We start from the raw sequence: 24302 nt of genomic DNA on the forward strand, positions 1-24302 counted from the left end.
TTTTTCTCTATTTTTTTCCTTTTTGGATATTTTTTACAGGCCCAGAATAATTTACCTGGGTATGACGAATTAAATGTTGAAATGAATATTCCTATTAAAGGACTGGTAGAAATTCCTGTTGCTATTAGAGGTAATGATGCATTTCTCCCGGTACAGGAACTTTTCGATATTCTCCAACTTAAAAATGTGGAAATCAATACCGGAATAATTGGTTTTATTATCCATCCCGATTCTACCTATCATATAAATTATCAGGTAAGAGAGATTAATTACAGGAATAAAACTTATAAACTTTCTGAATTAGATTATATTGAATCTTCTTATGGAAATTATCTGAGATCAGATTATTTTGGAAAAATATTTGGTATAAACACAGAGTTTTCTTTCAGAAATCTCTCCCTCAGCCTTGAAACTAAGAAAGAATTACCGTTCATTAAGGAATTAAAGCGGAATGAGATGCGGGAAAACCTGAACCGAATTAAAGGTGTTATGGTTTCAGATACCACCATGCCCCGCTCCTATCCCTTCTTTAAACCCGGCATGCTGGATTGGGGTGTAGTAGCCACCCAGCAGAACCAGGTGGAAGATGATAATAGATTAATGTTAGGACTGGGAACCATGTTCCTGGGTGGGGAAACCAATTTGATGCTGAATTATTCCACACGGGTGCCATTTCACTCCCGCAACCAGTTCTACCAATGGAGGCATATCAGTAACGAGAGCAGGTTATTTAAACAGGTTACCGCGGGAAGGATCTTCACCCGGGCGACCTCTTCCCTCTTTGCTCCGGTTACCGGGGTTCAGGTTAGCAATAGCCCCATGCAAACCCGCCGCTCCTTTGGAACCTATACGCTGAGTGACTATACAGATCCGCGCTGGACGGTGGAATTATATGTGAACAATGTGCTGGTGGATTTTACCCAGGCAGATGCTTCAGGATTTTACACTTTTGAAGTCCCGCTCATGTACGGGAACACCAATGTGAATCTCAGGTTTTACGGCCCTTACGGGGAAGAACGGGTCGAGGAAAGACTAATAAACATTCCTTACAACTTTGTTCCCAAAAATGAACTGGAATATACCCTGAGCGCCGGAGTGGTTGAAAATGAAGACTGGAACAGGTTTTCCAGATTCAATATGAACTACGGGCTAAGCAATTCAGTTACTGTTGGAGGGGGTGTGGAATATCTTTCTGAAGTGAGCAGCGGGGAAGTCATGCCTTTTATTAATTCTTCTGTAAGACTTGCTTCCAATTTGCTTTTTTCAGGGGAATATATGTACGGGGTTAAAGGGGATGCTTTACTAAGTTACCGGTCGCCCGGAAGTCTGCAGCTGGATATCAATTACGTCAAATACCACGAAGATCAGACAGCCATTAATTACAATTACCTGGAAGAGCGAAAGATCAGCCTTTCTACTCCAATAAGAACCCAATATTTTTCTATGTTCGGGAGGTTAAGTCTCAACCAGATCATAATGCCGACGACCGAATTTACCACAGCACAATTATTACTATCGGGCGCGGTAATGGGGATAAGTACCAACCTCACCACCTACGGTATCTATAATGACAGGGTGAAAGAACCCACCATTTACAGCGCGCTTTCCCAAACCTACAGGTTGCCTAACAGGTTCTTATTCTCACCTCAGGTGCAGTACGACTTTAGCCGGAACAGGTTCAACAACCTTGTATTGGAACTGGAACGCCCGGTATTTGACCAGGGATTCCTGAACCTGGCTTATGAAAATAATTTTTTGCGCGATGATCACATTTTTGAGGTAGGATTCCGGTATACTTTTGATTTCTCCCAAACGGCATTTACTTCCCGGTTTGGGAACCGCAATTCTTCTTTCGTAGAATCTGCCAGGGGAAGTGTTTTACTGGATGACAATACAGGAGTGATCATGACCAGTAACCGTTCTTCCATGTCACGTGCGGCCCTTACCATTATTCCGTTTCTCGATTATAATCAGAACGGGATCCAAGATCCCATGGAACCCGGTGTTCCCGGTTTGGAGCTGAGAAACCGCAGCGGCAGGGTAAGTTACAACAAGGATAGAACGGTATTATGGATCACCGAATTACAGCCATACATCGATATTCTTCTGGAAATTGATCCCACAAGTCTTGACAACATTGCCTGGAAGATCCCGAACTCCAAGATCGCCGTGCACACCCTACCCAACCATTTTCAGGAGATCCATGTTCCGGTACAGGTAATGGGTGAGGTTTCAGGAATGGTGTACCTACAAGATGAAAAAGGGACTCGTGGACTTGGCCGTATCACTGTAAAGATCCTGGACGAAAATGGTGGGAATATTGCGGAATTCCTTACGGAAGGAGATGGGTACTTTACCTATCTTGGTCTTGCTCCCGGAAAATACACTGCCCAAATTGATCCCGAACAACTGGAAAAACTGAATTACAGCGTAACCCCCAAGGATATCTCTTTTGAAATTGAGATCGATGAATACGGAGATATTGTAGATACCCTGGAGTTCACCTTAACGTCAAATGAAACTTCCGCAGCTACACATGAGGAGTCTGAAAGTGAAGCTACTGCAAGGGAAACTCAATCCCAAAATTCGGTAACCCGGGAAAAAGCAACCGGAATACTCCTTGGAAGCAGAGGGATCTATGCTTTTAGTGATACAGATGAAAACATTGCAAAGATCCAGCAGGTCCTTCGGAAACTGGATTATCCTGTAGGTCCTGTTGACGGGATCTATGGAGAAAAAACCCTGGAGGCGGTTAGGAGTTTCCAAAGAGACAGCCATATTCGTCTGGACGGTATCTTTGGCCCAAAGACATTGGGAGCTATGGAGGCAAGAATTAAAAAATTGGAGGAGTAAAACCGCTATTCAATAATTAATTTCCAGGATCTCGAGTTTTTGAATTGCACCTCCCATCTTCACCTCTGCTATTTCTCCAACCTTTTTTCCGGTAAGGGCGCCAGCAAGTGGGGCCAGAAAGGCAATTTTTTTAAGTTTTACATTTGCCTCGTCTACTCCTACTATGCTGAAGCTTTGTTCCTGCCCTTTTTGTGGACCTGAAAGAAACCTGAATTTCACCGTAGCTCCAAACCGCACTTCATCCCGGGGCTGATCTTCCGGTTTTAAGATCCTAGAAGAGGCGATGCGTTCATTGAGAAGGTTAAGTTTCCCGTCGATGACTGCCAGGGTATGCCTTCTTTCCTTATCGCTGTTAATATCTAATGTTCGCCGCTCATTTTCGAGAGCCTCACGTTCCTTCAGCAATTCCTCACGACCGTTTGGGGTGACATAATTGATGACTCCCACAGGCAGTGCTGCCCTCGGCGGAATAAAAGGAGCTTCCTCCTGGTCTTCTTCTTTTACAAATCCTCGGCTCATGGTCCATCTTTTTCTTAAATATCTGAAATACCGGTCACAAATCAAAAAGAACCGGGAATTCCTTTATTTTTGAGACATGAATAAACTTTTGGTCATTGGTTACGTTTGGCCTGAGCCGAATTCTTCGGCAGCGGGCAGGAGGATGATGCAGTTACTCGAATTTTTCCTTTCTGAAGGTTATGAAATTACCTTTGCAACTACTGCTTCGGAAACCGGGTACACGGCAGACCTTGAAGGTCTGGGTATCAGAAAAGAAAAAATAGAACTGAATAATGAAAGTTTTGACCGTTTTGTCACTAAACTTCAGCCAGGGGTAGTGCTTTATGACAGGTACATGATGGAAGAACAGTTTGGCTGGCGTGTCTCTGAAAGCTGTCCTGATGCTCTCAGCATTTTAGACACCGAAGATCTTCACTTTTTCCGAAAGGCAAGACAGGAGGCTTTCAAAAAGGGAATGGACCTTACTCCTTCCCTGCTGCAGTCTGATCTGGCTAAAAGAGAGATCGCTGCGATCTTTCGCTGTGACCTTAGTTTGATCATTTCTAAAGTTGAAATGAACCTTCTGCAGGAGAAATTTCAGGTTCCGGAAGAATTATTAATGTATCTGCCTTTTATGGAGGAGATGCCCTCCCAAGATGAAAGATCGACATTGCCTTTGTTTAATGAACGGCAGGATTTCGTGAGTATTGGTAATTTCCTGCATGCCCCTAACCAAGATGCCGTGCTGCACCTGAAACAAAACATCTGGCCACTTATTAGAAAAGAACTACCACAAGCCAGGATACATATCTACGGTGCGTATGTTAACCAAAAAGATCTTCAGCTACATAATGAAAAGGAAGGCTTCTTAATTGAAGGAAGAGCCCTTAATGCTCATGAGGCCATAAAAAAAGCCAGGGTGCTGCTGGCGCCGTTAAGGTTTGGGGCAGGACAAAAAGGCAAGTTCATCGACGCGATGAAGACCGGGACCCCAACGGCTACTACAAATGTGGGCGCCGAAGGAATGAAAGCAGAACTTCCCTGGAATGGTGTGGTGGCAGATGATGAGGAAGCTTTTGCTTTGGCCGCAGTTCAACTTTACAACGATCAAAAGACCTGGGAAGGCGCCGTTAAAAACGGGTTTGAGTTATTGGAAAAATTATACTCAAAAAAAGGCTTTTCTGCTGTATTGAGAAACAGGATCCTGGATCTGCTTCACGGCCTCAAGAAGCACCGGGAATATAATTTTACGGGCGCCATGTTAAAGCAGCATCAATTGAACAGCACCAAATACCTTTCAAAATACATTGAGATCAAGAATGAACTGGAAAGATCGACTTCTAAAAAATAGAATCGCCCGGGATCCCGGGCGATTCAATCCAAACAAATAAACTAACAACGCAATAATCGTAATTACCAAACTTACGTTACAAGTTTTTCTTCAAAGAGCTTGTGGTGCAATGACCGCAGCGCCTCTATCTTATTATGGGTATCCACCAGGAGTGAAATATTGTTGCTACTTCCGCCATAGGATATCATTCTTACAGGAATATCATTAAGGAGCTCAAAAAGCCTGAAGGTTTCCCTGTCATTGATCACTCCTTCCCCAACAATACAGATTATACTGTGGTCCCTGTCTACGGTGACTTCCCCATAATCATCCAGTTCATAAAGTATTTTTTCCAGGTTTCGGTTGTCATCAATGGTAAGGGAGATGGCGATTTCTGAAGTGGTGATCATATCGATCGCCGTTTCATGTTTGTCAAAGACTTCAAAGATCTTTTTTAGAAAACCATGAGCCATCAGCATCCTGTTGGATTTGATCTTGATGGCAGTGATCCCGTCTTTCGCCGAGATAGCTTTTAATCCTGAACTTATTATTTCTGAAGAGATCTTGGTTCCCGGGGCGTTGGGAGTAAATGTATTCTTTAGATAAATGGGAATGTTTCTTTCTTTTACAGGTGAGACCGTTTGAGGGTGAAGGATCTTCGCGCCAAAATAGGCAAGCTCGGCTGCTTCTTCAAAGGAAAGGTTTAGAAGAGCGGTGGTGTCCTCAACATACCTGGGATCATTATTATGAAAACCGTCAATATCTGTCCATATTTGCACCTCAGAGGCATTAACGGCAGCTCCTATTATCGTCGCGGTATAATCACTACCTCCACGATTCAGGGTACTCACATTCTTGTTTCGGTCAATCCGCACAAAACCCTGGGTGATGTAAACTTCTGAAGTGATCTCCCTGTGCAGGGTCTTAAAAAGCAATTGTTGTACGGTATCAATATCAGGATTTTCCACATTGGCGATATGCATGAAGTCTTTGGCATCCAGCAGCGTGTTCTGCAAGTTCTGCGACTCCAGAAAATTCGAAAAGATGAAGCTCAGAAAGGTCTCCCCAAAGGTCACTACAGAGGCCTCCCTGTCTGGTCTCGTTTCATCTTCCACAGTTTCCTGCAATTGGTAGAATAATATTTCAAATTGCCGGCTTACCGCTCTTTGTTCCGTCTCAGAAGCAAAAAGTTCCAGGATCAAGTCCAGGTGCTTCTGTTTTATTTCCTTCAAAAAGCCGTTAATTTCATCTTTTTGAAGAACCGATATTTCGGTCAACTTAACCAGTAGATTGGTCACCCCTGACATTGCAGAGACCACCACGATCTTCCTCCCTCGCTGCGAGCTGATTATAGATTTGACCTTTCTGATACTTTCCGCAGTTCCTACAGACGTACCTCCGAATTTTAAAACCTTCATGTTTTCTACTTCAAAGTGCATAATTACTCATTGTTTAACAGCAGATAAAAAAAATGATGTCTTTTTCATACCTTTGCACAAAATGTGTAATAATTAACAATGAAGACGATAAGTACCTGTGTACATGCTATTATAAAACACCAGCCTTTCCTGGATGACGCTTTAGCGAGAAACATCATAAATTTTAGTTCGCTGGCTGCCGACTTGCAACCACAAGTGGAAAAGGAGATGCGAAAACCGGTAAAACAGGGTTCCATTATAATGGCCCTTCGCCGTTATCATCCTAAAAGAAATAAATTCACGAGTAAGAATTTTAGTAAATTGGGGGATATTATTGTCCGTTCAGGAATCACAGAGTTCACCTACGTTAATTCCAGGAATACTGTGGCAAAAAAAGCAGAGTTACTGGACTCGATAAAAGATCAGAGTGGAGTTTACCTCAATTATTCAAGTAATTTCCAGGAAAGCATTTTCCTGGTCTCAACAAGCCTGCAGCCAACTATTAGGGAGATCTTTAAGGATGAAAAGCTCGTGAATGTTTCTGACGAGCTTTCATCTATTACCATTGCCCTACCCGAAAAGAATACTCAAACAGTAGGTCTTTATTTTTATATTTTCAAGTTGTTGGCCTATGACGGGATCCCCGTATATGAGGTGATCTCTACTTCCAACTACTTTACGGTTTTCCTGGAACAGGATTATGTAAACCAGGCTTTCCTGCTCATGAACGAGATCAAGAGTAAAGGTTAATCCAGTGAGTACCACCAGACCTCGTTTTGGTGGTTCATTGGTAATATCAAAATATTCCGGTCTTCAAGAAACAAAATGTCTCCTGCGCTTTTTGCAGAGGTCAAAATCTCCACCTGTGCCCCATTTTTGTTGATCTTATGGATCTTTCCGGTTGCCCAGTCAGACAGGTAGAAACTTTCATCATCTATCTTTTGGAGGCCATCAAGATTTCCTATTCCTTTTTTGGAGATCTTTTTTATTGTTTTGGAAGATCTGTCAACCTCTAAAATATTACCTGGCTCCTCCTTACCCCAGGCGGCTACGAGTATTGTATTTCCTGCTGTCAGCAATCCGTTGGGTTGTTCAAGATCAGGGCTACTAAGCCAACAGGTGATCCCCTCATTGGGAGCTTTAAGGTAAATACTGCTGTTTCCGGTATCTGAGATCCAGAGATTTCCTTCTTCATCTGCGGTAATATCGTTCAGGAAATCAGCACCTTCTACAGCGGTGCGCTTAATTATTTTGGCTTCGGAAAGATCAATTTCCACCAGGGCAGTATTATCTGTAACATACAGCTTGTCGTTTTGGACCAGTAAACCTTTGGGATCATTTAATCCGGTGATCCATTTCAAATCCAGAACTTTTCCTTCCGAAGAAAGTTTGGAGATGAATCCGTCGCCGGCCACCTTATCCCCGATATTGGATACATAGATGACTTGATTCTTATCATCCCACACCACAGATTCCGGATGACTGAAACCTTTGATCTTAAAGACGGGCTCCTTTCCGGCTTCCTGAGAAAAAGCCTGTTGTGTTATACAAAAGATCAGGAGTACATAGATTGATTTTTTCATTAGTTTGTTTCTTTCTTTAATTTAAAGGTATCAAAATTTAATTTTTAGAAATGTTTTAGGGTTCCAATTAAACTTTTCACAAACTCTATCGCCACTCCTGTACTTCCTGTTATTTTTATTCCAGTAAAAAATTGCTATGAGAAAGATTATCAGAGCCCTCCTGGCCGGGTGGGGTGCCAAGAAATTAGGCGGAGGATGTGGATGCTTCGGCATCATCATCGTTTTTATAATTTTATGGTGGCTTCTATCCAACCTGGGGATCTGATCTTCTTCTCTATTGAAAAAAGTATCCAAACCCTATGGTGAACATAATGATCCCGTAGAGGTAATGTTCCAGGCTCACATTGAGCAAACTTTTAGTTTGGTAATAATTATAAATAAATATCCAGCTTACCAGGAATGTAGCTATGGGTGCCACCCAGTTCCCGTAAATAAAGTGTGTAAGGCCAAATATAATGGCATTACTCAACATTAACAGAGGCTTTTCGGGAATGAGGGATTCATACCGGTGAAAATAATAGACACGGTAAATGATCTCCTGTGGGAAGACCGAAGCTATAGGATACAAAAAGAAGGTCACAACATAACTACCAAAATGTTTCATAGGATATTCAAAAAACAAATCAGGAAAGATCCACCAGGTAAAACCCACCAGCAGGATCGAGATTATAACGATCCTTACCACACTTTTCTTCGCATAAGATTTCCTGAACCGGAACAACACCTTCCGGTCGAAGCCGGGATCACTTAATAACAGCAGGAGAAAAGTCCCTGCGATCAACATAAGTGGAATGATCTTTAACCAGCCATCCATGTATTTGTTCACTACAAATGGTATAAAAACAAAGAAAACAATGAATTCCCCTACCAGGAAAGCAGAGGAATTATAGATGGATCTCAGGTTCATCGAAGGTGTATTAAAGCCTGTTTTCATTATGTACAAAAACCCTGTTAAACTTCCAGATTTTCCTCTACGTCCAAGGATCCGTTAAATCTTCTCTTGCGCTCTCTTAACAGAGCGATGATATTGAACAGAATAATACAAAAGGCTACCCAGATCAAGCCAGCTATAAAGCCCCCTACAACATCTGATGGAAAATGAACTCCCAGGTATATCCTGCTAATTCCAATAAAAAATATTAGGGCAGAAAATAAGGTCACCAAAAACAAACGTAATAATTTGTGCATTTTTATGTGGAACACGAGGTAGATCAAAAAGCCGTAAAAGGCCATAGCACTCATGGCATGACCGCTGGGGTAACTAAGGGTCTTGACTACCACTAGATGTTCAAGATCAGGGCGGGCTCTGTCAAAGGCCCTTTTCAATGCGATGTTGGCAAGCCCTGAAATTATGATGACTGCCAGAAGTTGAAAAATGAATCTTTTATTCCGCAATTTAAAGAAGAAAAATGCCGCTGCGATCGTGGTAGCTATCAAATAAGCATACACATCACCAAGATCTGTTACGAACTGAAAGAAGTTATTCAATTCAGGGGTTCTGAAAGAGGTTATAAATTCTGTTATCCGGTCATCGAATTTATTTAAGGCCTTTCCTGAAACATCAGCAGAAAATTCTACAAACAGGTTTGTTCCTATTACAAATATTACGAAAGATACCAGGATAAGAATATAATAGGCATAATCTGGATGGTCTCTTGAGCCGTGTTTCTTTAAGAATTCAATCGTATCGCTGACCGCCTCTTTCACTCGGTTTGTCATGATATATTAGTTAGTTAGTTAGTTGGTTAGTTTTTAATCAGCACCATCCTGCTCATTGTCTGCAGGAAAAGTGATCACTACTTTCTTTCTACCCCACTTCAACGCCTTTTCCCTGTCGATTCCCATATAGATATCGATCTTGTTCTTCCACCTGGGGTGCATTTTGTCATTAACAATATAGATCCCTTCCAGGCCCTCGATCCTTACGGGAGTCTGGTATGAAAGTCCTTTTTCAAGCAGATCGCGGGAAACGGCAATAGATCTCACCCCCGGTGTAAGCGTGTCGCCCCATGCCGTGATTGATGGATCTCCTTCTCCCTGTACAGCTAATGAATTGTAGGCAGAGGCGGTAACCAAAATAGATTGTTCAAAACATTCCTCCACCTCATTATCCTTATCGGCCTCTTCACAACTCCATAATCCCCCCATAAAAATTAAGGGGAACAACATGATCTTTACCAGGACTTTTTCTGAAATCATCATTACCAACTTACTAAAAATTTATTGAATTAAAATACTATCATCCCTTTCTTAACCCTCTTTTAAGAAGGGCCTTTAGGAAAAGAAAACTTTTTTTAACGGCAATTGTTACAACGAAAGAACTAATTTTTTTGTGACCTTACAAACCGTTCATTTTAAGTTGATTACCTCATTCTTTGGAATCCGTAAATATAATGGTATCTTTGCAAACCGAAATGTGAGGTATATATTTCTCAGCGCTGTTAAGGTCTTTCCTTTTTATTTTCTGTTCTATTTCCATTTCACATCTATTTTTTAATTGATTAAAAGAATTATTATGAGTCAGATTAAACAAAATGACACAGTAAGAGTACATTACACCGGTAAATTAGCAGACGGTCAGGTCTTCGACAGTTCTCTTGAAAGAGAGCCTATCGAGTTCACCCTGGGACAGGGACAGCTTATCCCCGGATTTGAAAAAGGCTTGCTGGATATGAAGGTGAATGAAAAGAAAACAATCGAAATTCCTTCTGAAGAGGCTTATGGAGCTCCAAGAGAGGAATTGATCCAGGAAGTGGAAAAAAATCAGCTTCCCGAAGAGATCAAACCAGAACCGGGAATGGGACTTGTATCCAAGAGCCCAGACGGTCGTGAAATGAATCTTGTGGTTACAGAAGTGAAAGAAGAGACTATTGTTGTTGACGGGAACCATCCCCTGGCAGGAAAAGACCTTATTTTCGATCTTGAAGTAGTAGAGATCAAGTAAGAAGTTTTCTTTCTTGATAAAATAAAAAAACCTGCAGGGATCTCCTGCAGGTTTTTTGCATAAAACCATGATGGTTTTTAATCGTTGTGCATAAAGGACTGTTTTGCCAGGAGTTCTGCTTCAGTTTCCTTGTTGGCAGGATCTGGAACGCAACAGTCAACAGGACAAACAGCAGCACACTGCGGTTCATCATGAAAGCCCATGCATTCTGTACACTTATCTGGAACGATATAATATATTTCATCACTTAATGGTTCCTGTGCCTCACCTGCATTGGCTTTTTTTCCGTTTGGAAGAATAATATCCCCGTTCAGGTCTGTACCGTCTGCATAGCGCCAGTCGTCTGCCCCTTCATAGATAGCCGTGTTAGGGCATTCGGGCTCACAGGCTCCACAGTTAATGCATTCGTCTGTTATAATAATTGCCATAGCTTAATTTTATTCTAAATTTGCACAAATTTAAAGCCAATTAGGTTCTTAAACAAATAAGGAAATGACAATTGAACAGCGAAAAGAAAAGTTAATCATCCTTGGAAATTTCCTTGGCCAGTTTTCTGTATCGGGAATTGAAAAAAAGGTCGGGATTGCTCAGAATGACTCATATTTCGATAGACTTCAGGAAAAGATAGACGCTGCTGTTCACCATAATGGCTGGTTCACGCGAGAAAATGTTTTGTTCTCTCTGGAACAATGGAGCAAGGCTCTTACTCCCTCAAATCTTGAAAAATGGCTTTCCCGTTATGATTTTAAGAAAGTTGAACGCAAAACAGTGGGGATCATTATGGCGGGTAACATTCCGCTGGTGGGGTTTCACGATTTCATTTCGGTACTTGTCAGTGGGCATAAAGTTCTTGTAAAGCAATCATCAAATGACATGTTATTGCTTCCTGTCATTGCCGATTATCTCATTGCTGTTGCTCCGGAATGGAAGGAGAATATAGAATTTTTGGATACTTCAGAAGGAGCCTCCAAAATGGAAAATTATGATGCCGTTATTGCTACCGGAAGTAATAACACTGCCCGGTATTTTGAATATTATTTCGCCGGAAAGCCTTCCATCATTAGAAAAAACAGAAATTCCGTAGCTATCCTCACGGGAAAAGAAACCAAAGAGGAACTCACAGCCCTGGGCGAAGACATCTTCAGGTATTACGGACTGGGTTGCAGAAATGTTTCCAAACTTTATGTTCCCGAAGGTTATGATTTTGATGCCTTCTTTAAAGCTATATACCCCTGGAACCCTATTATTAACCAGGCCAAATACGCCAACAACTACGACTATAATAAGGCCGTTTACCTCATGAGCCTGTATAAGCTGCTGGAAAATGGTTTTTTAATCCTGAAGGAGGACAAAAGCTTCAGCTCTCCCATCGCTACCTTGTTCTACGAAACATTTTCAGACCTTTCTGAACTAAAAAAGGAACTTCGGAAAAAAGAAAATTCCATTCAATGTATAGTTAGTAAGGATCTGTTTGAGAAAGAAGTTCCCTTCGGAAAAACCCAGCATCCTGAACTGTGGGATTACGCAGATAATATTGATACCCTGTCCTTTTTGACAGAAGAGGTGTAGAAACTGCGATTTCAGGATGATTCTCTCCTAAATTATCATTTTAATAACAAGTAATCTGCCATTGTTTTCTCATATTTGTAACTGTTAAAAAATTCAGTATGAAGAAACATAATTACAGTGCAGGACCTTGTATCCTTCCGCAGGAAGTTTTCCGTGAAGCATCACAGGCAATATTAGATTTTAACGACTCAGGTCTATCAATTTTAGAAATATCGCACCGCAGCAAAGATTTTGTTGATGTGATGGAAGAGGCACGCAACCTCTCCCTCGAACTTCTTGGTTTAGAAGGCAAGGGATATAAAGCTCTCTTCCTGCAAGGTGGTGCAAGCATGCAGTTTCTCATGATAGCCTATAATCTTTTGAAAGACAAAGCGGCTTATCTCAATACAGGTGCCTGGAGCACAAAGGCTATTAAGGAAGCAAAGTTTTTTGGAGATGTTACCGAGGTAGCTTCATCAGCAGATAAGGATTTTAAATATATACCGAAAGGCTATTTTATCCCCTCTGACGTTGATTATTTTCATTGCACCAGTAACAATACCATTTATGGTACACAGATGAAGGAATTTCCCCGAACACCTAAGCCGGTGATCTGCGATATGAGCAGTGATATTTTTTCACGTGAACTGGATTTTTCACAATTCGATCTTATTTATGCCGGTGCCCAGAAAAATATGGGACCTGCAGGAACCACCCTTGTCGTGATCAAAGAAGACATTTTAGGATATGTTGAGCGCTCTATACCTTCCATGATGGATTACAGGATTCATATCAATAAAGCCAGTATGTATAATACTCCTGCAGTTTATGCCGTGTATGTTTCTTTATTGACCATGAGATGGCTAAAAAACAACGGCGGTATAAAGGCCATCGAAGAAAAGAATGAGAAAAAAGCTAACCTTCTTTATTCTGAAATTGACATTAATCCCCTATTTGAAGGTTATGCCAATAAGGAGGATCGTTCTGTCATGAATGCAACCTTTACCCTGGTGAACGATGATCTTAAGGAAACCTTTGATGAACTTTGGAAAGAAGCCGGAATTAACGGTCTTAACGGTCACAGAAGTGTAGGCGGTTATCGTGCCTCAATGTATAACGCGCTCCCTCTGGAAAGTGTACAGGTGTTGGTAGATGTAATGAGCGAATTGGAAAGAAAAGCTTAGAAAGAATTAACCACACAAAATAACTACATGAAAGTTTTAGCGAATGACGGTATTTCTCAAAGCGGGATCACTGCTCTTGAAGAAGCCGGATTTGAAGTAATAACCACCAAGGTGGCCCAGGAACAACTTAAAGGATACCTCAAGGAAAATAATATAACCGTTCTGTTAGTTCGCAGTGCGACCAAAGTGAGAAAGGATATCATTGATGCCTGTCCTGAACTAAAGATAATAGGTCGCGGAGGTGTAGGAATGGACAATATTGATGTTGATTATGCCCGCAGTAAAGGTCTTCACGTGATCAATACGCCGGCAGCATCATCAAGTTCTGTGGCCGAGCTGGTTTTCGCCCACCTTTTTGGAGGAGTACGCTACCTGTATGCCGCTAACCGGGAAATGCCCCTAGAAGGGGATTCCAGGTTCAAGGAGCTTAAGAAAAGTTATTCGGCCGGTCGGGAATTAAGAGGGAAAACCCTGGGAATTATAGGTTTTGGAAAAATTGGACGAGAAGTGGCCAAAATAGCTTTGGGAATTGGCATGAAAGTAATTGCCAGTGACCGCACTGAAGGGGAAGCAGAGATCACCCTTGAATTTTATAACCACCAGGAGATAAAGATCCCTATCAGGACAGAGCCAGTTGAAGATTTGATTCAACATTCAGATTTTATTACCCTGCATGTTCCGGCACAAAATGCGCCGGTGATAGGTCGGGAAGAATTGAAGAATATGAAAGATGGGGTGGGGATCATCAATGCATCGCGTGGCGGAGTGATCGATGAAGTTGCACTTATAGAAGCATTGGAGACCGGAAAGGTTTCTTTCGCAGGTCTGGATACCTTTTCTCATGAACCAACCCCTGCGATTAAAGTTCTTATGAACCACCGCATATCTCTGAGTCCGCATATTGGAGCGGCTACCAAGGAAGCCCAGGACAGGATAGGAATTGAACTGGCAGAGCAAATTATTGGTATTCTGAAATAACCAGGATCATTAAAACTATAAAAATGCTTCCCAGACCGGAAGCATTTTTTTTGATGTGGGGGTTCAGTATGATCGGTCTGAAATTTTCGTAAATTATGATCTGAAGATTGCAGAAAAGTATGCTTACAGCAATACCATTTTTGAAAGCTTCTTACTTAAAAGATATATCATGAAAAATCTATTTTTAATCCTGATGCTTGGAATATTCATCTATAGTTGTTCTTCCACAAAGGAAAGAAACATGAATGGTTCAGATCAAATGAACCAGGGGGATACCGTCAGGATCGCTAATGACACCCTGGAATATGAGATCCTCATAATAGACCCGGGCTTTTCCTATTTCCTTAATGCGGTTGCTCATCCCGAAGGCTACTACTCCCAGTCCTACCTGGAAAACAAGAACAGGTTCCTGGTAAACGATTATAACCAACGGGTGCGTATGCCAAACAGGTATGACCCCAACATATATGAGCTGGAGATCAATTATGACCCTAATATTGATTATGGATACGAGGTAAATTATAAACTATATAATTACTTTGTATACCTGTCGAGAAAATACAATCAACGGTTTTCGGTACCCACCCGGTTATAAATTTCAGGGTTTTCTTTTAAGAGATTTTCTTCTGAAAGTTAATTCTACCAAATTGTCTTATTTGTTTTTTATCTTTGCCCCATGGAAAAATTGAAAAGACGCTGGGGTATTTCTTCCAATGGGCAAATTCTCCTTATTATCCTGGTTTTTGGAATCACCGGATCTTCTGCTGTTTATGCGGCTAAACCTGTTCTGGAACTGGTAGGTTTGACTAGAGCAAGTTTTTCTACAGAATTTCTGTGGGGTGGTCTTGGATATTATTTTTTAAGATTCCTGCTCATTTTCCCTATTTACCAGGTTCTACTTATCACCTATGGATGGCTGTTTGGGCAGTTTAAGTTCTTTTGGAATTTTGAAAAGAATATGTTCTCCAAAATGGGTTTTGCAAAGATCCTTAAATAACACTGTTCAATTGCATGAAAGCTATCTATAAAACTGGATTAATTCTATTTATAGGGCTGTTGATGTTTCCATCGGCACTTGATCTTGCACACGTATTTTCTGGCCACAAGCACACGATATGTAATCACTATGCCGAATCACATTTTCACCAGGAAAATGTAGACTGTGACCTGTTCCATTTCCAGAAGACCCCTCTTCCCTATTCCGAATTATTTACCTATTCCCTGTTAATTCCTGAAGTAAGGGCTGAAAAAAGCGAGGCGATCTATGTCTTCCCGGGTAGTTGTAAAAAACTTCCGTATACCCTTCGTGGGCCTCCTGTCCTGGCCTGATCTCTCCGGTAATTTTAAAAGGAAGCATTCTGCTTCAAAAATAAGCATTCAAAAAAATTAATATGAAAAACCTTATTCTAGGGTTACTTTTTATGGCAACCTCCTATACCTATAGCCAGCATTCCATAACCGGCACAGTCCATGACGAGAAAACGGGTGAACCTGTAGTTGGCGCTTCAGTTTTTCTTCAAAAGCCCGAAAGGGGAACAATAACAAATTTTGAGGGAGAATTTACCCTTTCTGACGTGGCAGAAGGAAGATTCAATCTAATTATTTCCTCCCTTGGCTACGGCACAAGAACTATCAGAATAATAATTCCGCTCGATGAGGACCTGGCGATCCTTCTTTCCCCTACTGCGATAGAAATGGAAGAAGTGATCATTTCCACCCCCTTCCATAAGCTGCAAAGCGAAAACGTAATGAAGGTGGAACGCGCCACCGTAGCAGAATTAAACCGTACCGGTGCGGTGAATCTTTCCGAAGGGATCACCAAGATCGCGGGAGTTGAAACAGTCACCACAGGAGCAGGAATTGGCAAACCTGTGATTAGGGGTCTTAGTTCCAACAGGGTTTTGGTCTACACACAAGGGGTTCGCCTGGAAAACCAACAGTTTGGAGATGAACACAGCCTTGGTATAAGTAGCTCAGGTACTGAGAGTGTCGAAGTGATCAAAGGTCCTGCCTCCCTTTTATACGGAAGTGATGCCCTGGGCGGTGTGCTGTATCTTAATCCCGAGAGATATGCACCTTCAGACAGTACTGCTGTTGATGCGGGAGCAGTCTATTTTAGCAACACCCTGGGTGTGGAGGCTAATGCCGGATTCAAAACATCGGGTGAAAAATTGAAATTTTTACTCCGCGGTAATTACGCGACCCACAGCGACTATGAAACGGGAGAAGGGGAAAAAGTAACTAATACCCGGTTCGACGAATTAGACTTAAAGGCCGGTTTAGGCTACAGGAACGATGATTACAAAGGTGACCTGCGCTACAACCTTAACAGCAGTCATACAGGAATACCCGAAGAGATTGGTGACCAGACCTCTTCCAAAGATATGATGGCACCCTACCAATCTGTGCAGAACCATATCCTGAGCCTTGACAATTCGTTTTATTTTGATGATTCCAGTCTTGATGTAAAATTGGGATACCTGTTCAATAACCGTAAGGAGTATGAGGAGGAACATGAAGAAGACCATGAAGGAGAAACAGAGGAGGAACATGCCGGCCATGAGGAAGGTGAACCTGCATTGAAGATGCATCTTTCTACGTTCAACTATGATCTTAATTACCATTTTCCGCAGAAAGGGAAATTTGAAACCATTTTGGGCATACAGGGAATGTACCAAACCAACGAGAACCTGGGAGAAGAATTCCTGATTCCCGATGCTACCACAAAAGATATCGGAATTCTGGCCACCACACATTACCATCTTGAAAAAATTGATTTTCAGGGAGGTCTGAGATATGATCACCGAAATATTAATGGTCAGGCAATGGGTGAAGCAGGCTCTGAAGAATTCATATCGTCCCTCAACAGAAGTTTTAACAGTTATAACGGGGCTTTAGGCGTAAAGGTAGATTTCACTTCAGAGTTTACCGGAAGGTTGAACGTCGCCACCGGCTTCAGGGCTCCAAACCTGGCCGAGCTTACCTCCTACGGAAGCCACCACGGAACCAACCGATTTGAAATTGGAAATCCAGATCTTGAGAACGAACAGAATTATCAGCTGGATCTTGCCTTAGAATTCCGGAATGAACATTTTGAGATATTCACCAATGCTTTTTACAATAGTATAGATAATTACATCTTCCTGGATCCCACGGAAGAAAGGATCGATGAGAATCCAGTTTTTGAATATGTTCAGCATAAAGCGAGATTATACGGGGGGGAAGCCGGCCTGCATATTCACCCCCACCCGTTAGACTGGCTCCATCTTGAGAGCAGCTATGAAATGGTTATAGGAAAACAGGCAGGAGGGGAATATCTCCCGCTTATTCCCGCCCATTCTGTACTTAATACTTTCAGGGTTGAGTTTGAGGAGCAGGACTGGATCAAAGATTCCTTTGCCCTACTTAGCCTGAAGACCGTTTTCGATCAAAACAAGTCCGGTTCTTTTGAAACTGAAACCAGCGGATATTCTCTTTTAAATGCAGGGTTTGGAGGGGCAATGAAATTTAATACAACTACTTTAGAGCTGCAGTTGAGCGGAAATAACCTCCTCAACAAAACCTATATCTCCCATCTTTCCCGTTTAAAACCCGATGGGATCCCTAATATGGGTAGAAATATTTCACTTAAGGCGAGAGTATACCTTTAGTAAATAAGATCCTCAAATAATAAAGGCTGTCCCAAACCAGGGACAGCCTTTTGACTTTTTGTCAATTTCTGATAAACTACAATGCCTCTACTTCGATGATCTGACCATCCTCCTGTTTCTTCCATACAAAGGTGTAAAACCACATGAGGGTAAAAGTGGGAATAATATCAGTAAAGGGAAGGATCTCTTCAATGAATACGATCACAGATGCCAGTTTACCTTTTTTACCGGGATACATTTCAGACATTTTTTTCGCGGCATATGGGGCCCAGGCAAGGTCAAGCAAAGGTCCAACCAAAGGAACGGCTGTACTAGCCATACCAATAGCATCATATACCAGACTTTTTACGAGCAATTTATTAGGTTTGATCTTCATTCTTTTTCGGTTTTCCTTCTTTAATACAATAAAAATGCCATATTTTATTTCAGCTTATGGGCAAATTTCTCCTGTAACTTCCTCACTTTGGGATCTATGATCACCCGGCAGTAGGGCTGATTTGGATTTTGATTGTAGTAATCATGATGATCCTGCTCAGCTTCATAAAAAGGCCCTGCTTCGGTTATTTCTGTAATTATAGGACCGGAAAATAACCTTCCTTCCTCCAGTTTCTTAATCACCTTTTGAGCTGTTTCTTGTTGTTCTTTTGAATGATAGAACACGGCACTGCGATATTGTGTCCCCACATCGTTCTGTTGCCGGTTGAGAGTTGTAGGGTCATGGGTGGCAAAAAAAATGTACAATAATTCTTCAAAAGAGGTCTTTTTGGGGTCAAATTTAATTTGTACAGCTTCAGCATGGCCGGTCCTTCCGGTAATGACCTCCCGATAAGGCGGATTCTTAATAGTGCCGCCGGTAAAGCCTGAGATCACTTTCTCTACTCCTTCTACCCTTTGAAACACTGCTTCTGTGCACCAAAAACAACCTCCGGCAAGAGTTGCCGTTTCCTTCTGTTCATTTTCCATAGCAATTACTTTATTTAAAAGTATAAAAATATGCCCTTAATCCCATTTTACAGACGAAAGTATTTTCAGGTTTAGCAATAGTTATGTAACATTGCAGGCAGATTCTTTCGCAATAAAATCAGCCTTGGAATGCTTCTTAGAGTTCTCCTTTTACTACTGGTTATTTTTACACAGGCTCACCTGTTCTCACAAAATTCCGAAGTTGCCCAAAAGAAATCCTATACTACCACACGCCTTTCACAGGCTCCTGTTATCGATGGTATTCCTTTTGAAGAACTCTGGAAAGAAATCCCCGTGGCTACAGACTTTGTTATGGTAGAACCCGGGGACGGAGATCCATCCAGATCCACCCATCGTACCGAAGTAAAATTGGCTTATACTGATGAGGCCATTTATGTGGCAGCCTTTATGTATGACAATGACCCGCAGAAAATCAGACGTGAATTTGCGCAACGTGACAATATTCCCATTGCAGATTATTTCCTGGTTGATATCAATACCTACAACGACGGGGAGAACCAAACACGTTTTCTGCTTACTGCCGCCGGTACTCTTGCAGACGCCAAAATGAAGGGGGAAGATGAAGATTATGGTTATAATGTGGTTTGGAACGGGAAAGTGTCTATTGATGAGAATGGCTGGTACGCTGAAATGAGGATCCCCTACTCTGCCCTACGGTTTCCCGATAAGGCGGAGCAGTTGTGGAGTATCCAGTTTGGACGCAATATCAATTTCCTTAATGAAACCTATGTTTGGAATTACATCAATAAATCTGTCGGGAAAACTACTCATTACAACGGATTGCTGTATGGAATAAGGAATATTGATGCACCTGTACGTCTCAGTTTTTATCCCTATGTCTCGGGGGAAGTAGATCATTACGACGGAAATAATGAAAGTTCCTTTAGTGCAGGGATGGACCTGAAATATGGCATCAATGATGCTTTTACCCTTGACCTGACCTTAATACCCGATTTTGGTCAAACGGCTTATGATGAGGTGGAGCTTAACCTTGGCCCCTTTGAGCAAACCTTTGGTGAGAACCGCGCTTTCTTTACGGAAGGAACCGAGCTGTTCACAAAAGGAGATCTTTTTTACTCCCGAAGGATAGGCGATACCCCCACAGGTTTTCACGACGTTCAGAAAAATAAGCTGGAAGACGAAGAAGTGATTGAAAATCCTGAAGAGACCGATCTTCTGAATGCTCTCAAGATCTCCGGAAGGACCGATGGTGGCCTTGGAATAGGTTTTTTCAATGCCATTACAAAGACCCAGCGGGCACGCTACCTCAATACCAGGACGGGAGAAGTGCGTGAACAGGTAACGGAACCTTTTACCAACTACAACATCTTCGTTCTTGACCAGCAGTTCGATCAAAAATCTTCTGTTTCCCTTATCAACACAAATGTAACCCGTGAAGGTCATTTCAGGGACGGGAATGTATCGGCTTTTCTTTTTGATGTCTATAACAGGACCAGTTCCTTCAATTTTACGGGAGAAGCTAAAATGAGCAACGTTAACCATCCAACCCAAAACCTTACCGGTTTTGCATCAACAGTTGGAATAGCAAGATCAAAGGGAAAATTCAGGTATGGAGTGACTCATGATTTTGCCAATGAGACCTACGATATCAATGACCTGGGATTGAACTTCATCAACAATTATAATAATTTTCTTTGGGAAACCTCCTACAGGATATTCGAACCCAGGGGAATTTTCAACCGGTATAACATAAGTATATACGGAGATCACCAGCGACGTTATAAACCAGATATTGAGGTTACCACCAACTTTGGAACAAGTTTCTTCGGAATGACACGAGAAAGGTTTGCTTTTGGAGGTTCTGCCAATTACAGTACTCCTTTTAAGGACTTTTTTGAACCCAGACGGGCAGATACATTTATTCAGTACCCTGAAAATGCCCAGGGGGAGATATGGATCTCTTCAGATTACCGAAATCGTTTAGCACTGGATTCCCGCCTGGGATACGAATCCTATCTGGGTACTCCACATAAAAAATATAACTTCAGGTTCAGTCCGCGGGTAAGGGTAAGCAATAAATTCCTGATCGTTTATTCTTTCAGATATACGAAGGAAAACAACCGGGAAAGTTTTGTGAGCTTACTTCCCCAAGAGGTCATTTTCGGGAACAGGGATATGGAAAGTGTAGAAAATTCACTGCAGGGCTCCTATAACTTCTCTACCCGATCTGGAGTAAGTCTCAGCTTTAGAAATTTCTGGTCTTCTGCCGGGTTTGCCGAGACCTCTTTCACACGGCTTGTCGATAACGGAAAACTGGAACCGGTTGATTATGTGGTGACCGAAGAGAATGATCCAGATGCACACTTCAACATCTGGAACCTGGATTTGAGCTATCAATGGCGTTTTGCACCGGGAAGTGAAATGATCCTTTTGTACAGAAATTCTATCTTTAACCTCGATAATCGCAATGAGCTGGTTTACTTTGAAAGCCTTGAGGATTTATTCAGCCAACCGGCAAGGCACAATCTTTCCCTGCGGGTGGTGTATTATTTGGATTATAATACCATAAAAAATGTCATTAAAGGTTAATATTGCAGGAGCAGACCAAAAACTATGATCGAAGCCGTAAATATTCATAAAACCTATAATGGTTTACATGTTCTTAAAGGAGTAAACCTGCACATCCCAAAAAGCAAGATCATCTCAATTGTAGGTGCATCGGGTGCCGGAAAAACAACATTACTTCAAATCATGGGAACTCTGGAGAGACCCGATAAACTCAAAAACAGTAAACTCTTTGTGAATGGGATAGATATTTACTCCCTTTCTTCCAAAGAGCTCTCCAGGTTCAGAAATGAGAATATTGGTTTCATTTTCCAGTTTCACCAGCTGTTGCCGGAATTTACCGCTTTAGAGAATATCTGTATCCCGGCATTTATAAAGAATACCCCCAGGGGACAGGCTGAAAAAAGAGCAAAGGAATTGCTGGGTTTTTTAGGCCTTTCACAACGTGCAGATCACAAACCTTCTGAAATGAGTGGGGGGGAGCAGCAAAGGGTGGCCGTGGCACGATCACTCATTAATAATCCAGGGGTGATCTTTGCAGATGAACCTTCAGGGAACCTGGACAGTGAGTCGGCAGAAAATCTTCATAAACTATTCTTTGAGCTAAGGGCAGAGTTTGGTCAGACCTTTGTGATCGTCACCCACAACGAAGAACTGGCAGACATGGCAGATAAAAAACTGACCATGGTTGACGGAAAGATCATTTAAGATCCATTTTTCACTACTCGAGGAATAAGTTAAAAATCACTTTTTTGAAGAGAGCGCAATTAAAAGAATTTCTGGATTTCAAGGTAGAACAATACAATACCCCGGAATTTATTGAGACAGATCCCGTACAGATCCCACATCAATTTACCCTGAAAGAAGACAGGGAAATTTCCGGATTTTTGACGGCAACCATCTCCTGGGGAAACCGAAAAAGTATTTTAAAGAATGCCAGTACCCTTATGGAGCTCCTGGAGCATTCACCCCACGATTTTGTGATGAACCATTCTCAAGATGATATGGAGAAACTTTCAGACTTCGTGCACCGCACTTTCAATGGGAGAGATCTGCGATATTTTGTTACTTCCCTAAGAAATATTTACACTCACCATGGTGGCCTGGAAGGGATCTTCACTACTCATTCAGATGAAGACACCTTACAGCCTGCTATCCATGCGTTTAAGAAAATATTTTTTGAGTTGCCTCACGAGTTAAGAACGCAAAAACATGTTAGCGACCCGCTAAAAAATTCAGCAGCAAAAAGGATCAATATGTACCTTCGCTGGATGGTTAGGCAAGATGCCGGAAATGTCGATTTTGGGATATGGAAAGGCATTTCACCCGGCATACTCTCCTGTCCTTTGGATGTACATTCGGGCAATGTGGCCAGGAAGCTTGGTCTCCTGAAGCGAAAACAAAATGATGCAAAAGCATTACAAGAACTGGATACAGCACTCCGCAAACTCGATCCCTCAGATCCTGTCAAATACGATTTTGCCCTGTTTGGATTAGGGGTCTTCGAGAAATATTGATCCCTCCTCTACCGGTATAACTTAAACGTCCCAGGTTTAAATATTCAGTAATACCATAAATTTATTACGCAATTTTGATATCTTTAACAGTTATAAAGAGGTAATTTAAATGCGGGAGCCTAAGTTTCAGGACAAAACCAACCAGGACCTGGAGGATTATCAAATTCTCAGGACTGCCCCCAATAAAGAATTTTCAGACATCATATTCCTTGCGGCACAGATTTGCCATGCGCCTGCCACTGCAATGATCTTGATTCAAAATGGAGAGGCAGTTATCAAAGCCATTTATGGAATGGATCCCGGCGAAATTTCTCCGAAAGATGTTGCTCTTCTGCAACAGGAAGAGAATAAACGGGACCAAATTTATCTTGCAGATCAATTTTCAGGCAATTTCAATTCTTCCAAATTTTCCCATTTCACGGGGGTGCCTGTGACCACAAACCGGGGTAACAGCCTTGGTGTTCTGATTGCTCTTTATGAACAACCACAGGATTTAAAGGAGGATCAAAAAGTGGCCCTGAATGCGCTTAGCAGACAGATCCTTAACCTGGTGGAGTTTAGGAAACAACGTAATGAATTTAAAAATGTGCGGTACAACCTGGAGCAAAAATATCATGACCTGGAAAGATTTGCCAGCGTAGTTTCACATGATATAAAATCTCCACTTGCTAATATCATTTCCCTTACAGAACTCCTTAAAGAGGAGAACAAAGAGATTTTCAATGAAGAGTCCCGGCAATATCTTGACTTCCTGGGCCAGGCTTCTCAGAGCCTTAGAAGTTATGTTGATGGGTTATTGGTCTTTTACAGAAGTGACAAGATCCTTGAAAGGAAAGAAGAAGATGTTGATCTTTTCAGCTATTTCAGGGAACTAAGAAAACTTTTCCCCGATAACCCTTCGGTGGAGATCAATTATCCTTTAAGCGGAAAACTCTCCAGCGTGAATAAGGCCGCTCTAACGCAGATCTTTCTGAACCTTTTAAGCAACGCTTTAAAATATAACGACAAACCTTTCCGAAGAATAGATATAAATTTCAGCACTTCAGAAGAATTCTTCCTTTTTGAAGTAAAAGACAATGGGAACGGGATCCCTGAAAACAGTATTGATAAGATCTTCGGGCTTTTTACCACCCTTGAGCAAAATGACCGTGATGGCAATCCCGGAAGTGGGATTGGCCTGGCTACTGTCAAAAAAATGGTTGAACACATGGGAGGAGATATCCAGGTGGAATCAAAACCCGGAGAAGGCAGCAGTTTTAAGTTCAAAATTAAAAGGTAGTGCGGGTGGC

Annotated in this window: 25 protein-coding genes; 16 read left to right on the forward strand and 9 right to left on the reverse strand. The window is 41.8% G+C overall.

The genetic code is table 11. The features are described from left to right. The first annotated feature begins 81 nt into the window (after positions 1-81). Positions 82-2853 (forward strand): peptidoglycan-binding protein, encoded by a 2772-nt coding sequence (locus ACFSTG_RS12080; RefSeq protein ID WP_380753102.1) that lies wholly within the window; start codon positions 82-84, stop codon positions 2851-2853. A 9-nt stretch (positions 2854-2862) separates the two neighbouring features. Here ACFSTG_RS12080 and ACFSTG_RS12085 read toward each other — a convergent pair whose 3' ends face one another. Next, entirely contained in the window at positions 2863-3372 is a 510-nt protein-coding gene (locus tag ACFSTG_RS12085) for a GreA/GreB family elongation factor (protein WP_380753104.1), read from the reverse strand. A 76-nt stretch (positions 3373-3448) separates the two neighbouring features. Between ACFSTG_RS12085 and ACFSTG_RS12090 the strand changes: the two genes are divergently transcribed. Then, a complete protein-coding gene (locus ACFSTG_RS12090; RefSeq protein WP_380753107.1) occupies positions 3449-4702 on the forward strand; it encodes a glycosyltransferase family 4 protein in 1254 nt (417 codons plus the stop codon). A 71-nt stretch (positions 4703-4773) separates the two neighbouring features. Here ACFSTG_RS12090 and ACFSTG_RS12095 read toward each other — a convergent pair whose 3' ends face one another. After that, a complete protein-coding gene (locus ACFSTG_RS12095; protein ID WP_380753110.1) occupies positions 4774-6120 on the reverse strand; it encodes an aspartate kinase in 1347 nt (448 codons plus the stop codon). 78 nt (positions 6121-6198) lie between these two features. Here ACFSTG_RS12095 and ACFSTG_RS12100 point away from each other — a divergent pair, with 78 nt between their 5' ends. After that, entirely contained in the window at positions 6199-6849 is a 651-nt protein-coding gene (locus ACFSTG_RS12100; RefSeq protein WP_380753113.1) for a hypothetical protein, read from the forward strand. Here ACFSTG_RS12100 and ACFSTG_RS12105 read toward each other — a convergent pair. Further along, positions 6846-7682, reverse strand: a complete 837-nt coding sequence (locus tag ACFSTG_RS12105) for an SMP-30/gluconolactonase/LRE family protein (protein ID WP_380753116.1) — start codon at positions 7680-7682, stop codon at positions 6846-6848. The two genes, ACFSTG_RS12100 and ACFSTG_RS12105, sit on opposite strands and share 4 nt — an antisense overlap. 136 nt (positions 7683-7818) lie before the next feature. Between ACFSTG_RS12105 and ACFSTG_RS12110 the strand changes: the two genes are divergently transcribed. Further along, complete coding sequence (locus tag ACFSTG_RS12110) at positions 7819-7947, forward strand: hypothetical protein (protein WP_380753119.1); 129 nt, start codon at positions 7819-7821, stop codon at positions 7945-7947. Between the two features lie 9 nt (positions 7948-7956). On the opposite strand, the gene ACFSTG_RS12115 is transcribed toward ACFSTG_RS12110, so the two are convergent. From ACFSTG_RS12115 to ACFSTG_RS12125, 3 genes are read right to left on the reverse strand one after another with little or no spacing between them, the layout of a single operon-like run. Further along, positions 7957-8589 carry a CPBP family intramembrane glutamic endopeptidase gene (locus ACFSTG_RS12115; protein WP_380753122.1) on the reverse strand — a complete coding sequence of 211 codons (633 nt, stop codon included), beginning with the start codon at positions 8587-8589 and terminating at the stop codon, positions 7957-7959. 44 nt (positions 8590-8633) lie between these two features. Further along, positions 8634-9401 carry a phosphatase PAP2 family protein gene (locus ACFSTG_RS12120; protein WP_380753125.1) on the reverse strand — a complete coding sequence of 256 codons (768 nt, stop codon included), beginning with the start codon at positions 9399-9401 and terminating at the stop codon, positions 8634-8636. Positions 9402-9434: 33 nt separating this feature from the next. Further along, positions 9435-9884 (reverse strand): 3D domain-containing protein, encoded by a 450-nt coding sequence (locus ACFSTG_RS12125; protein WP_380753128.1) that lies wholly within the window; start codon positions 9882-9884, stop codon positions 9435-9437. Positions 9885-10197: 313 nt separating this feature from the next. Here ACFSTG_RS12125 and ACFSTG_RS12130 point away from each other — a divergent pair, with 313 nt between their 5' ends. Beyond that, the gene (locus ACFSTG_RS12130; RefSeq protein WP_380753131.1) at positions 10198-10626 is read left to right on the forward strand and encodes an FKBP-type peptidyl-prolyl cis-trans isomerase; all 429 of its coding nucleotides are present in this window, start codon (positions 10198-10200) and stop codon (positions 10624-10626) included. 77 nt (positions 10627-10703) lie between these two features. Here ACFSTG_RS12130 and ACFSTG_RS12135 read toward each other — a convergent pair whose 3' ends face one another. Continuing rightward, positions 10704-11054: a 4Fe-4S dicluster domain-containing protein gene (locus ACFSTG_RS12135; protein ID WP_380753134.1), complete on the reverse strand. Its 351-nt coding sequence runs from the start codon at positions 11052-11054 to the stop codon at positions 10704-10706. 64 nt (positions 11055-11118) lie between these two features. Between ACFSTG_RS12135 and ACFSTG_RS12140 the strand changes: the two genes are divergently transcribed. From ACFSTG_RS12140 to ACFSTG_RS12170, 7 genes are all read left to right on the forward strand, one after another. Continuing rightward, entirely contained in the window at positions 11119-12195 is a 1077-nt protein-coding gene (locus ACFSTG_RS12140) for an acyl-CoA reductase (RefSeq protein ID WP_380753137.1), read from the forward strand. Between the two features lie 98 nt (positions 12196-12293). Continuing rightward, entirely contained in the window at positions 12294-13358 is a 1065-nt protein-coding gene (gene serC, locus ACFSTG_RS12145; protein WP_380753140.1) for a 3-phosphoserine/phosphohydroxythreonine transaminase, read from the forward strand. A gap of 27 nt (positions 13359-13385) precedes the next feature. After that, the gene (locus ACFSTG_RS12150) at positions 13386-14336 is read left to right on the forward strand and encodes a D-2-hydroxyacid dehydrogenase (protein ID WP_380753144.1); all 951 of its coding nucleotides are present in this window, start codon (positions 13386-13388) and stop codon (positions 14334-14336) included. A gap of 169 nt (positions 14337-14505) precedes the next feature. Continuing rightward, a complete protein-coding gene (locus ACFSTG_RS12155) occupies positions 14506-14931 on the forward strand; it encodes a DUF6146 family protein (protein ID WP_380753147.1) in 426 nt (141 codons plus the stop codon). 81 nt (positions 14932-15012) lie between these two features. Beyond that, a complete protein-coding gene (locus ACFSTG_RS12160) occupies positions 15013-15333 on the forward strand; it encodes a DUF6787 family protein (protein ID WP_380753150.1) in 321 nt (106 codons plus the stop codon). Positions 15334-15347: 14 nt separating this feature from the next. Then, the gene (locus ACFSTG_RS12165) at positions 15348-15665 is read left to right on the forward strand and encodes a hypothetical protein (RefSeq protein WP_380753153.1); all 318 of its coding nucleotides are present in this window, start codon (positions 15348-15350) and stop codon (positions 15663-15665) included. Between the two features lie 62 nt (positions 15666-15727). Next, positions 15728-17986: a TonB-dependent receptor gene (locus ACFSTG_RS12170; RefSeq protein WP_380753157.1), complete on the forward strand. Its 2259-nt coding sequence runs from the start codon at positions 15728-15730 to the stop codon at positions 17984-17986. 76 nt (positions 17987-18062) lie between these two features. Here ACFSTG_RS12170 and ACFSTG_RS12175 read toward each other — a convergent pair whose 3' ends face one another. Both ACFSTG_RS12175 and msrA read right to left on the reverse strand, forming a co-directional pair. Continuing rightward, the gene (locus tag ACFSTG_RS12175) at positions 18063-18362 is read right to left on the reverse strand and encodes a hypothetical protein (protein ID WP_380753160.1); all 300 of its coding nucleotides are present in this window, start codon (positions 18360-18362) and stop codon (positions 18063-18065) included. 44 nt (positions 18363-18406) lie between these two features. Further along, positions 18407-18949: a peptide-methionine (S)-S-oxide reductase MsrA gene (msrA, locus tag ACFSTG_RS12180; RefSeq protein WP_380753162.1), complete on the reverse strand. Its 543-nt coding sequence runs from the start codon at positions 18947-18949 to the stop codon at positions 18407-18409. A 129-nt stretch (positions 18950-19078) separates the two neighbouring features. Here msrA and ACFSTG_RS12185 point away from each other — a divergent pair, with 129 nt between their 5' ends. From ACFSTG_RS12185 to ACFSTG_RS12200, 4 genes are all read left to right on the forward strand, one after another. Then, entirely contained in the window at positions 19079-21520 is a 2442-nt protein-coding gene (locus ACFSTG_RS12185; protein ID WP_380753165.1) for a DUF5916 domain-containing protein, read from the forward strand. Between the two features lie 24 nt (positions 21521-21544). Then, on the forward strand, positions 21545-22204 hold the full coding sequence (locus ACFSTG_RS12190) for an ABC transporter ATP-binding protein (protein ID WP_380753168.1): 660 nt from the start codon (positions 21545-21547) through the stop codon (positions 22202-22204). A gap of 44 nt (positions 22205-22248) precedes the next feature. Further along, positions 22249-23013: a TIGR02757 family protein gene (locus ACFSTG_RS12195; protein ID WP_380753171.1), complete on the forward strand. Its 765-nt coding sequence runs from the start codon at positions 22249-22251 to the stop codon at positions 23011-23013. Positions 23014-23122: 109 nt separating this feature from the next. After that, positions 23123-24292, forward strand: a complete 1170-nt coding sequence (locus ACFSTG_RS12200) for a sensor histidine kinase (RefSeq protein WP_380753174.1) — start codon at positions 23123-23125, stop codon at positions 24290-24292. Positions 24293-24302: the final 10 nt, after the last annotated feature.

Origin of the sequence: Salinimicrobium flavum, from assembly GCF_042684505.1 — a bacterium.
Classification (GTDB): Bacteria; Bacteroidota; Bacteroidia; order Flavobacteriales; family Flavobacteriaceae; genus Salinimicrobium; species Salinimicrobium flavum.